This window comes from Photorhabdus bodei, from assembly GCF_003287735.1.
GTDB lineage: Bacteria > Pseudomonadota > Gammaproteobacteria > Enterobacterales > Enterobacteriaceae > Photorhabdus > Photorhabdus kayaii.
On the sequence record NZ_NSCM01000047.1, the window covers coordinates 1 to 12,164 of the forward strand.

Consider the following 12,164-nt stretch of genomic DNA (forward strand, 5'->3'; position numbering starts at 1 on the left):
TCTCGCGACATTATGCGGTATTAGCCACCGTTTCCAGTGGTTATCCCCCGCCCTCGGGCAGATCCCCAGACATTACTCACCCGTCCGCCGCTCGTCAGCAAAAGCGCAAGCACTTTCCTGTTACCGCTCGACTTGCATGTGTTAGGCCTGCCGCCAGCGTTCAATCTGAGCCATGATCAAACTCTTCAATTCAAAGCTTGATGCTCAAAGAATCTCACTGATTAACGCTCTTTTGTTTGGCTAACTTTGTCGGCTTCACTGCGCTACACCTCGCCGTACTAATGTACTGCCTCGGTGCTGCTCGCTTGCCTTCGCGTTATCCCGCCAAAATAACGTTACTAAATTAATTCGTAATGAATTAACTGTTGTTCACTCTTCAAGACTTTAAAACGTATTTTTTTGTGATACGGTCTTGTGAGTGCCCACACAGATTGTCTGATTAATTGTTAAAGAGCAGGCTGAAATAAAACATGATATTCTCGTTCAGCCGGGCTGCGTATACTACGCTTTTCGCCCGCAGAGTCAAGCACTTGTTAGCTTTCTCTCTGCCCGACCTCACAATGTTTATCAGCGTTGTGTCGGTCAGTGGTGGCGCATTATAGGGCGTTCTTTGGCGTTGGCAATAATTATTTTGAAAAAAGTTAACGATCGATGATTATTTCATCAAATTTAACTTAAGTTATCAATTTTTCTAGTTTTGAAAATCCATATTCCTGCAAAACGGGGATTAATGCATCAGTATCAGCATTCACTTTCATACAATAAGCAAGACTATCTGCTGAAGTGCAAACAAGATTATTCTGATGTTTAACCAACCAAGCCGTTCTTCGAGCAATAGCAACACCAGAATCAATTAAACGCGTGCCATCAGGTAATATCTGAACTAATTCTTCTGCTAATAGTGGAAAATGGGTACAACCCAATACCACTGTATCAGGTGGTTTTTTCATTCTAAGCCACGGTTTCAGTATCTTTTTTAAAATATCGGAAGAAACCTTACCACCATGCAGTTTAATTTCAGCTAATTCTACTAATTCAGAAGAACCTATAGATTCAACCCTGCAACCTGTCGCAAACTTTTCGATAAGTTCTTTTGTATAGGAACGATTAACTGTTGCTCTAGTCGCCAATAATCCAACGATACCATTACGAGTTAACTTTGCAGCAGGTTTTATCGCTGGAACCACACCAACAACCGGAAAGCTGAACCGCTCACGTAGAGCTGGCAAGCTGACTGTACTGGCAGTGTTACATGCAATAACCACTATTGTCAGAAGGTGTTTTTGCTGAACAGCACCAACAATTTGAACGACTCGTTCAACAATAAACTCTTCCGATTTTTCACCATAAGGGAATGCTTCGTTATCAAAAACATATATATAATGGAGATCTGGTAATAATTGTCGGATCTCTTGGTAAATAGATAAGCCACCTACCCCAGAATCAAACACTAAAACTGTTGGGCGTGCGGCTTTATTTAAATCAGAAGTTATAGCTCCCAGTGAGGTAGTATTCACGTCCTGGAATGCGATAGCCATAAACTGTCTCGTAATCTTTATCAAGCAGGTTGGCTATTCTAGCACGAATTGTCAGATAAGAAGTGACTGGATATGAAACTGTTAAATCCCAAAAGCTGACGCCACCTAATTTCACACTCTTAGCCGGGAATGTACTGAAATCCTTGTCATAACGCCGCCCTAGATATTGATAAGTTAACCCCCAATCAAAATCATATAACTGCCAGTCAAGTTGATATTTCACTTGCTGCTTCGCACGACGAACTAAAATTTCATTAGTTTCACTATTACGGGGGTCAATATACTGTATTGTCAATTGATGCTGAAATATGCCAGTGTCTATTAAGCTAGTCCACTCAACACCTTTAATTTTTGCTTTACCAATATTGTAGTAGCGACTATTTGCATAATCGATCAATTGCTCAATCTCATTGCGATATACAGTCAGACGCCAATTTAGCTGGCCTGTGATGCCTTCAATACCGCCTTCCCATTGTTTACTTTCTTCCGGCTTCAAATCATGATTACCACCAAAACCATACATCTGGCTAAGCGTTGGAGCCTTAAATGCCGTACCATAAGAAGCGATCAAGCGATAATCTTTAATAAACTCCCAACCTAAACTGGCTTGCCATGTAGTATTCCAGCCAGCTTCTGAATGTTTATCTGAACGAATTGCACCTTCTAAAATAAAATCTTTCAGCTGTTGCTGTGCTGTCAGATACATTCCTGTATTACGTACCGTTTTACTCTTCGGAATATAATTGGTTCCAGCTTCTATCGATTGTTCTTGGAAATCCACACCGGTACTGACCATGCCATGATATAGCTGAAAAGTATTCCCCCATTGCAAGTTATATTGTTCAGAATCATTAAGGCTAGCAGACTTATCATAGCGTCCATATTGAGGATCAAAGTTATAGTCTTTTGTATGACTATAACTGGTAATTAACTGGGATGAGTAGATCCCTTGGTTAAATCTGACTCCCATGTCATAGTGGCGGCTATAAAGTTCACGAGTATCCGGTCTGGCATATGGATAGCTCCAATTAATATCCGCATCATAAGATGTTCTATTGTTATAGCCATAAGCTCGAACAAATCCACTGACTTGCTCATTAAATTTTTGATCGACTCCCAACCAAAGCATTTTGCTCATGAAGCCATCACGATCAGGTTGTCTAAAACCACCGGTATTACCATCAGCAACAACATCGTATCCTTTGGTATAAGTATAGTTAGCTGCTGCTGTCAGAACTGTATTTTCAGCTATCGTTTGTTGAGTTGCGCCATCATAAGTTTGATAACCATGTGAGCCGATACCTACATTAAAGCTGGTTCCTAGTTTCTCTCTGGTAGTGATGATATTAATAACACCACCAATAGCATCAGAACCATAAACAGCAGAACGTGGTCCACGGATATATTCAATTTTCTGAACCAATGATACAGGTATTTGGCTTAAATCAGAGGAGCCACTGATGCCCGCTTGATTCAAACGTATTCCATCCATCAATACCAATACATGACTAGCATGAGTACCACGTATAAACAAAGAGCTTAACTGTCCAATACCTCCATGCCGCGCAATATCAACACCGGGTAGACGACGCAAAATATCGGCTACACTATTTGGCTGCCAACGATCAATTTCATCCCGTGTTACAACAGTATAAGGAGCCAGTATGCTTGATACCGGCTGTTTAAAACGACTCGCCGTCACAACCAATGAATCCTGCGACTCCACCGCAACAGAGGCTTGATTCCAACCAGAAATTACCATGATTGAAACAGTGGATAATAATAACCGCTTTTTATTTATCATGAGAGAAAACATCCCACAATTTATTGTTAGAAGGACACGCTACGATGAAGCGTTGAACCTATTCATAGTTGAACCTATTCATAATAGTAAGCATAGACAGGATCGTGTATGAGTAATAAGAAAACTGGACATTCTTTGCTCTTCCCCTACAATTTTGCACGAAAATTTTTCTTACTACAGATATAAGAGAACAAACATAATGCAAAATCTCCTGCCAACGGAAAGCTATGAACAGCAACTGACGGAGAAAGTCAGCCGTTTAAAAAACATGATGGTGCCTTTCCAACCCCCGGGGCCAGAGGTTTTCCGCTCACCGCTATCTCATTACAGAATGCGAGCAGAATTTCGAATCTGGCATGAGCAGGATGATTTGTACCATATTATGTTCGATCAACAGACGAAACAGCGTATTCGCCTTGTTCAATTCCCTGTCGCCAGTAAGTTAATCAACAAAATGATGGTAGTATTAATTGACTCCATTAGATCTGAACAGATCTTACGTCATAAGCTATTTCAAATTGATTATCTGTCTACTTGCAGTAATAAAATCCTTGTTTCTCTGCTTTATCACAAAAAATTGGGTGATGAATGGACACAACAGGCATTAAGACTGCGTGAAGCGTTAAGAAATAAAGGATTTGACGTTGAGTTAATTGGCAGAGCCGCTAAAACCAAAATCACATTGGATCATGATTATATTGATGAGGTTTTACCTGTTGCAGGCCGAAAAATGATTTATCGCCAGGTGGAAAATAGCTTCACCCAACCAAATGCTAGCGTCAATATTCATATGCTTGAATGGGCAATTAATATTACCAAAGATTCAAAAGGTGATTTACTTGAGCTCTATTGTGGTAATGGCAATTTCTCTCTGGCATTAGCTCAAAATTTTGAACGAGTATTGGCAACAGAAATTGCCAAGCCATCCGTTGCTGCCGCTCAATACAACATTGCAGCCAACGGTATTGATAATGTACAAATTATCCGAATGTCAGCAGAGGAGTTCACCCAAGCAATGAATGGTGAACGCGAATTTAATCGCCTTCAGGGAATCAATTTAAAAAGCTATCAATGTGAAACTATCTTTGTCGATCCGCCACGTAGCGGCCTTGATGAAAAAACGCTTGAGATGGTCCAAACATATCCACGGATTCTTTATATTTCCTGTAACCCGGAAACCCTTTGCCATAATCTGGAAACATTAACCCAAACGCATAAAATTAGCCATCTGGCCCTGTTTGATCAGTTTCCTTATACTCATCATATGGAATGCGGCGTGCTTCTGGAAAAATTAAACTGATACTTGACGAACATATAAAACAAAAACGCCGGCAGATAGATTTCTCCGGCGTTTTTCATCAATTAATGACAATTTTCTGTAATTGCCTGGTTTTTACGAATTTTTACCTTTCTGTAAATCCAAAATACCAATACGGTACCCATTACTGCGGGCAGAAAATTAGAGCCAATTTCAGGGTATTCAACCCTGATAATCGCACTATAACTAAATAATCCTAAGAGGAAACAAGCAACAACTAACTTAGGCATCCCATCTGGCATTGAATAATTTAAATAGCGCTGATGGATACAATAAATTGATAAAATCAGTGTTATCAATGGGAAAACTGAAAAAGAAACAACTGAGCTAAAAACTGCTGAAAACGTTCCATTCGTTGCTAATCCGACAATAAAAGCGAGTAACAATGTACTTTTGTCCTGGCGATATTGTTCCATCATTGCGTTCTCCTCCTTCATAGTTATTTAAGTTTAGGGTTCGGTGGGTTCATTTCTTTGCGATACCAATAATATGCACCTTTAGCAATCATCCGTAGCTGCAAGACTAAACGTTCTTCTAAACGCTGTCTTTTCTCCAAATCAATATCCAATGCTTCTGCACCGGCACTGAATACTATTGTTACCATTGCCTCTGCCTGCACCTCAGTAAAATGCCTCGGCATACAGCTTTCCTGTTCTAAATAGTCTGCCAGTTCAGCAATAAAATGTTGGATTTCCCGTGCGACAGCGGCACGAAATTCAGCAGAAGTCCCCGAACGTTCACGTAATAATAATCGGAATGCATTTGGATTATTACCGATAAATTCCATAAAAGTTGAAACAGATGTGCGGATGACACTGCCACCTTTAGCAATACGTTGTCGAGCTTGCCTCATTAACTGACGTAGCATCAAACCACTTTCATCCACCATAGTCAGCCCAAGCTCATCAACATCGCGGAAATGACGATAAAATGAAGTAGGTGCAATACCTGCTTCACGGGCGACTTCACGCAAGCTAAGGCTGGTAAAACTCCTTTCAGCACTCAACTGGCTGAAAGCAGCTTCAATCAGTGAACGACGAGTTTTTTCTTTCTGTTTCGCTCTGATGCCGATAATGTTACTCACACGAATCCTGACTCTTTATCTGAACTACATGTTAGGAAATATACCAAATTTTAACGCGTTTGCCGTAATGATATGCTTGTCATGTCATTTATAATGATCCATGTCATTTTCTCAGCGCATTTTCTTATTAGATATTAAGATGATAAAAGTGACTACGCGTAGTCAGAAAATCATTAAGGGAGCATTCCCCCTTTGTTAATTCGATCGTTAGATAATTATTTATTTTCCAAAAACTTCATGGTATCAGCATAGCGGGTAAAACTATGTTCAATTCACCCTAAACGATGACATAAACTCCTTATGAGGATTGGGTTATTAAGTCAACCGATGTTAATATAGCGTTGTAATTTTGTGTAAAAACAGGTCTCTCCTCTATGCAACATATTCATTTTGACGCCATTGTCATTGGTTCTGGTCCCGGTGGAGAAGGAGCAGCAATGGGATTGGTGAAACAGGGTAAAAGCGTTGCTGTTATTGAACGCTATAATAATGTCGGCGGTGGTTGTACTCATTGGGGTACCATCCCGTCGAAAGCCCTCCGCCACGCCGTCAGTCGTATTATTGAATTTAACCAAAACCCTCTGTACAGTGATAATTCCCGCGTTCTTCGCTCTTCATTTGCTGAAATCTTACGCCGTGCTGAAATGGTAATTAATCAGCAAACTAGAATGCGTCAAGGATTTTACGAACGTAATGGGTGTCGTATGTTTTCCGGAGAAGCAACATTCATTGATGACCACCGGGTGAGTGTGCGCTATGCTGACGATAGCCACGATATTTTAAACGCAGATAAGATTATTATCGCAACTGGTTCTCGCCCATATTGTCCGCCAGATGTCGATTTCACTCACTCCCGTATTTATAACAGCGATTCCATTCTGAAACTGGATCATGAACCACGGCATGTCATTATTTACGGTGCCGGAGTGATTGGTTGCGAATATGCTTCAATCTTCCGTGGATTAGGCGTAAAAGTTGATTTGATTAACACTCGTAATCACTTACTCGCTTTCCTTGATCAAGAGATGTCAGATGCACTTTCTTACCATTTCTGGAATAGCGGTATAGTGATCCGCCACAATGAAGAATATTCTAAAATTGAAGGTGTTGATGATGGTGTTATCGTTCACCTTAAATCCGGTAAAAAAGTCAAAGCTGACTGTCTGCTTTATGCTAATGGTCGAACAGGTAATACGGATACTTTAGGGCTAAAAAACGTTGGTCTGGAAGCAGATAGCCGCGGTTTACTGAAAGTTAATAAGATCTATCAAACCAGCAACGAAAATATCTACGCTGTAGGAGATGTTATCGGCTATCCAAGCCTAGCCTCAGCTGCTTATGATCAAGGCCGAATTGCCGCCCAAGCGATGACGAAAGGAAACGCCGAAGTTCATCTGATTGAAGATATTCCAACGGGTATCTATACCATTCCTGAAATTAGCTCTGTAGGTAAAACCGAACAACAATTAACAGCAATGAAAGTGCCTTATGAAGTTGGACGCGCACAATTTAAACATCTTGCACGCGCACAAATTGCGGGGATGAACGTAGGAAGCCTGAAAATACTGTTCCACAGAGAAACAAAAGAGATTCTTGGCATTCATTGTTTCGGGGAACGTGCGGCTGAAATTATTCATATCGGCCAAGCGATTATGGAACAAAAAGGTGAAAGTAATACTATCGAATATTTCGTCAATACTACTTTCAACTATCCAACTATGGCTGAAGCCTATCGTGTCGCAGCTTTAAACGGGCTTAACCGGCTATTTTGATTGCCCGTAATAAGTGCCCATTTTAGCTCTAATAGCCTCTGCTAGTTGCTCATAGCGACCACGCAGAGGTGAACCAGGACGATAAATCAAAACAACAGGCCGCTTAGGTTCAGGGCTACCACACTCCAGATAACAGACGCCATCACGTTTTTTCTCTTGTGGCACTGCCAGATCAGGCAATAAGGTTATTCCACTACCAGCAGCAACCATATTACGCAGGGTTTCCAAACTGGTTGCACGAAAATGGGTATCTTCCTTCGCGCCCGCCTGAAAACAGAACCCCATTGCCTGATCACGCAAGCAATGACCATCTTCTAACATCAACAATTTTTCACCTGCCAATTCATCCATAGCGATTTTTTTACGCTCTGCCCAAGAATGGCCATCATAGATAGCTAGTTTCATGGGTTCTTCAAACAATGGCACTTCAATGAAAGCTCTTGTCTCCTTAACCATTGCCAGAATCGCACAGTCCAATTTGCCACTATCCAACTGGGCTAACAGACTTTGAGTCTGGGCTTCATATAGATACATTTCCAACTTAGGAAACAAACTATGAAGCCCAGGGATAATATGAGGCAACAGATATGGACCAATTGTCGGGATCAAACCAATATGCAGAGGACCAGACATGTTTTCCCCTTGAAGTGACGCCATTTCCTGCAAAATCCTCACCTCGCGGAGAACTGTTCTGGCTTGTTCTACTAATAACATCCCTTGTTGCGTGAACAAAACTTTACGGCTGGTGCGCTCCAATAACATGACACCCAGATCATCCTCAAGCTTACGAATTTGCCCGCTCAACGTAGGCTGGCTAACGTGGCAAGAATCAGCAGCATGGCGAAAGTGCCGATGCTCCGCAAGCGCCACAAGATATTCCAGATCGCGGATATTCATTCCCACCTCAACATATTTAATATAAATGATAGAAACTACCAATAGATAATTATATCAATGTGAGGAAAAGACTATCAGATAATCCTTAAGAACTTATATATAAAGCTCTCATTTATTTTACAGGGGATAAATTAATCCCCCCTACTATTATGATGACTAACTTAATTTTAGCCTCTGCTTAGCCTCTGCAATCGCTTTCATAACCTGTTTTTGCGACACTCCCCCCTTTGCAAGGCGTTTGTCCAGACAAGATTGCAAAGACAAAATATCATATACATCTTCAGTAATTGCACTACTGAACTTCTGCAACTCTGCCAATGACAACGCTTCCAATGCCTGCCCCTGGGCAAGCGCCATAATCACAATTTCCCCAACAATATGGTGAGCTTCTCGGAATGGAACACCTTTTGCAACCAAATAATCAGCTAATTCAGTCGCGTTAGCATAACCCTGTTTAGCGGCTTCCGCACAACGTGAACGCCTGACCTGAATACCATCTAACACCAACGCGGACATATGTAAACAATCCAGCCAAGTATCCAGCGCATCGAATAACCCTTCTTTATCCTCCTGCATATCTTTATTGTAGGCTAGCGGCAAACCTTTCAAGGTCATCATCATACCGGTCAATGCCCCCTGCACCCGGCCACATTTCCCACGAATTAACTCCAGTGTATCCGGGTTTTTCTTCTGTGGCATCAGAGAAGAACCGGAAGTGACTCGATCTGACAGTTCAATAAACCCGGCTTCACCGCTATTAAAGAAAATTAGGTCTTCCGCAAAGCGGGAAAGATGGATCATACTGATACTGGCATTAGATAGCAGTTCCAATACATGGTCACGATCTGAAACGCTATCCAAGCTGTTACGCGTCGCTGAAACAAAACCTAGCCATGATGCTAGTTGTTCGCGGTCAATATCATAAGCGGTTCCAGCCAATGCACCACACCCAAGCGGGCTGGTATCCAGCCGTTTCAAAGTATCCTGTAACCGACTTTCATCACGGACCAACATTTCTACATATGCCAAGCACCAGTGAGCAAATGTGATAGGCTGTGCTCTTTGCAGATGGGTATAGCCCGGCATCACTGCATCCTGATTATTCTCCGCAGTAATCACCAATACCTGCTGTAACTCCACAATTGCCTGATGGAGATGTGAAATGTATTCTTTACACCAAAGTTTGAGATCTGTTGCCACCTGATCATTACGGCTACGACCAGTGTGGAGCTTCTTACCCAGATCGCCAACTTTACTGATCAACTGCCCTTCTACCCAACTATGGATATCTTCTGCACCACTTTGCAAGATGGCTTGTGGGTTAGCCTGAACCTCATTCAACAATTCATTTAATGCCAGCTCCAGTCTTTGTTGTTCTTCAACGGTCAGCACACCAACCGTTATCAACGCTTTCGACCATGCAACTGAACCGGTAATGTCCTGTTCCGCCAACCGGTAATCAAAGCGAAGTGAATCGTTAAATTGTTTGAACCGTCGATCTGCTTTCTGACTGAAACGCCCGCCCCAAAGTGCCATATTTTCGTTCCTGATTATCTGATGTCTGAGTGATTGATTACCTTTCATAAACAGCAATTTCATTCGCAACATGGAGATAATAGACTCGATAAATCAAATACAAGGATGAATTCACGATCTGGTCATTACCTCCATAACTACGAACGATGAAATTACTCTTTACTATTTAATGCCCGAATGCGCGAAGGGAGAGAATACAGACGGATAAATCCTGCTGCATGGCTGTGATCGTAAACCTCATCTTCACCAAACGTTGCAAACGCTTCAGAATAAAGGCTATTTGTTGATCTTTTCTGGATCGCTGTTACCTGACCTTTATAGAGTTTCAGTACTACTTCACCGCTGACATCCGCAGCCAACGCCTCAGCCGCGGCCTGAATAGATTGACGTAGCGGGGCAAACCAACGTCCGTCATAAACGACATAAGACATTTCTAGCCCAAGCTGCTGACGCCATTTAAAGCTATCACGGTCCAGAACCAGTTGTTCAACACCACGCAACGCAGCCATCATGATGGTTCCTCCCGGCGTCTCATAACAACCACGAGATTTCATTCCCACCAGCCGGTTTTCCACGATATCGATACGGCCGATACCATGTTTTACTCCCAGAATGTTCAGCGCTTCAAGGCATTGATATGGAGACATCACCTTGCCGCTAACCCCAACAACCTCGCCTTTCTCAATAGTGACACTGACCAATTCAGCTTCATCTGGTGCCTCTTCTGGATCGACTGTCCACACCCAACAATCTTTATTGGATGCATTCCAAGTACTTTCCAGTACGCCACCTTCGGTAGAGATATGCCACGCATTCTCATCACGGCTGTAAATTTTCTCCAATGTTGCGGTGGTTGGAATATCTCGCGCTTTCAGATAATCCAGCAACGCTTCACGGGAACGCAAATCCCACTCTCTCCACGGCGCAACTACTTTTAGCTGAGGGGCCAATGCCGTATAAGTGCTTTCAAACCGAACCTGATCGTTACCCTTACCTGTTGCACCATGAGCAAGTGCATCTGCTCCCACTTTCAGTGCCAATTCAACCTGTGCTTTAGCAATAATGGGGCGTGCCATTGAAGTGCCCAACAAATAGCTACCTTCATATAGAGCACCGGTTTTCAGTACCGGATAAACATAATCTTTAATGAATTCCTCACGCAGATCCACAACGTGACATTCTGATGCGCCAGAACGCAAAGCTTTCTGCTCCACGCCTTCCAAATCTTCACGGCTTTGCCCCACATCGGCAACAAACGCAACAACTTCACAGTTGCCATAATGTTCCTTCAGCCAAGGAATAATGGCAGAAGTATCCAGACCACCAGAATAGGCAAGAACGATTTTTTTAATATCTTTAGTATGCATGAAGTTACCCTTTGAAATTCCGTTGTTATTTATCAGCAAAGATTTGCCGAAAATTAATCAAACTTAATTTAAGCCAGAATACGAGTACCGACGGGAACACCGTTAAATAGATCGGTCAGTTGATCTGCATGACGCCAACTGGCGATATCTACCGGACGATCTAATGTCCTAGCTGCATCTAAAGCGGCATTCACCTTCACAATCATGCCGTCAGTAATGATGCCGTGAGCAATAAGTTGTTCTGCTTTCTCAACATTTATGTCAGGGATTCTCTGCCCTTTACCATCCAAAATACCACTAACATCAGAGAGCAATACCAAATCAGCACCTAGCGTCTGAGCTATCGCCGTTGCTGCCTGATCGGCATTCACATTCATCAGCTCCCCTTTATCCGTTACACCAATTGAGCTGATAATGGGCATATAACCCGCATCCAATAACATTTTCAGCAACTTAGCATCGCCCGGCATCGCTTTCCCCACATGCCCCAACTCTTCACTCAGTTGGGAAACCATGACCACATTACCATCTCCTAAATATAATCCAACTGATGCAAGTTGATATTTCGTCGCCCACGACAACAAGGTCTTATTGGCGATACCAGCCAATGCGCCAGTGATAATCCCAATCTGATCAGCAGGTGTTACTCGTAATCCTTGTTCCTTCACTATCGGTAGCTGCAACTTCTCCATCAGCTCATCCACCAGATACCCCCCCCCATGAACAACAACCAACTGGCGTTCGTGTGTTTGCCGATATTCCTGTAATGCAGTAAACACACGTTCCAATGCTTCTTCATTGTCCAGTAACACGCCACCTAACTTTATGACTAAAGGTTCCATCTGCTC

10 protein-coding genes and 1 rRNA gene are annotated in these 12,164 nt (G+C 42.4%); 2 read left to right on the forward strand and 9 right to left on the reverse strand.

Annotated elements, in window-relative coordinates; all coding sequences use genetic code 11:
- The 3 genes from CKY02_RS19110 to btuB form a co-directional block, all read right to left on the reverse strand.
- Positions 1-192, reverse strand: a 16S ribosomal RNA gene (locus CKY02_RS19110); the annotation flags it as partial.
- A gap of 482 nt (positions 193-674) precedes the next feature.
- Positions 675-1,538 (reverse strand): glutamate racemase, encoded by an 864-nt coding sequence (gene murI, locus CKY02_RS19115; RefSeq protein ID WP_112896518.1) that lies wholly within the window; start codon positions 1,536-1,538, stop codon positions 675-677.
- Positions 1,483-3,342, reverse strand: a complete 1,860-nt coding sequence (gene btuB, locus CKY02_RS19120; RefSeq protein WP_112896519.1) for a TonB-dependent vitamin B12 receptor BtuB — start codon at positions 3,340-3,342, stop codon at positions 1,483-1,485. The genes murI and btuB overlap by 56 nt, the downstream gene beginning before the upstream one ends.
- Before the next feature lie 199 nt (positions 3,343-3,541).
- On the opposite strand from btuB, the gene trmA reads away from it, so the two are divergent.
- Positions 3,542-4,642, forward strand: a complete 1,101-nt coding sequence (trmA, locus tag CKY02_RS19125; protein WP_162120766.1) for a tRNA (uridine(54)-C5)-methyltransferase TrmA — start codon at positions 3,542-3,544, stop codon at positions 4,640-4,642.
- Between the two features lie 62 nt (positions 4,643-4,704).
- Here trmA and CKY02_RS19130 read toward each other — a convergent pair whose 3' ends face one another.
- Positions 4,705-5,076 (reverse strand): YijD family membrane protein, encoded by a 372-nt coding sequence (locus CKY02_RS19130; RefSeq protein ID WP_112878973.1) that lies wholly within the window; start codon positions 5,074-5,076, stop codon positions 4,705-4,707.
- A gap of 23 nt (positions 5,077-5,099) precedes the next feature.
- Positions 5,100-5,744 (reverse strand): HTH-type transcriptional repressor FabR, encoded by a 645-nt coding sequence (gene fabR, locus CKY02_RS19135; RefSeq protein WP_011148806.1) that lies wholly within the window; start codon positions 5,742-5,744, stop codon positions 5,100-5,102.
- 374 nt (positions 5,745-6,118) lie between these two features.
- On the opposite strand from fabR, the gene sthA reads away from it, so the two are divergent.
- A complete protein-coding gene (gene sthA / locus CKY02_RS19140) occupies positions 6,119-7,516 on the forward strand; it encodes a Si-specific NAD(P)(+) transhydrogenase (protein ID WP_112896520.1) in 1,398 nt (465 codons plus the stop codon).
- Here the strand turns inward: sthA and oxyR are convergent.
- From oxyR to argB, 4 genes are all read right to left on the reverse strand, one after another.
- Entirely contained in the window at positions 7,508-8,413 is a 906-nt protein-coding gene (gene oxyR, locus CKY02_RS19145) for a DNA-binding transcriptional regulator OxyR (protein WP_112896521.1), read from the reverse strand. The two genes, sthA and oxyR, sit on opposite strands and share 9 nt — an antisense overlap.
- Positions 8,414-8,569: 156 nt before the next feature.
- Positions 8,570-9,949, reverse strand: coding sequence for an argininosuccinate lyase (argH, locus tag CKY02_RS19150; RefSeq protein WP_112896522.1), 1,380 nt, complete (start codon positions 9,947-9,949; stop codon positions 8,570-8,572).
- 152 nt (positions 9,950-10,101) lie between these two features.
- Complete coding sequence (locus tag CKY02_RS19155) at positions 10,102-11,316, reverse strand: argininosuccinate synthase (protein ID WP_112896523.1); 1,215 nt, start codon at positions 11,314-11,316, stop codon at positions 10,102-10,104.
- A 68-nt stretch (positions 11,317-11,384) separates the two neighbouring features.
- The gene (argB, locus tag CKY02_RS19160) at positions 11,385-12,158 is read right to left on the reverse strand and encodes an acetylglutamate kinase (protein WP_112896524.1); all 774 of its coding nucleotides are present in this window, start codon (positions 12,156-12,158) and stop codon (positions 11,385-11,387) included.
- Positions 12,159-12,164 lie beyond the last annotated feature (6 nt).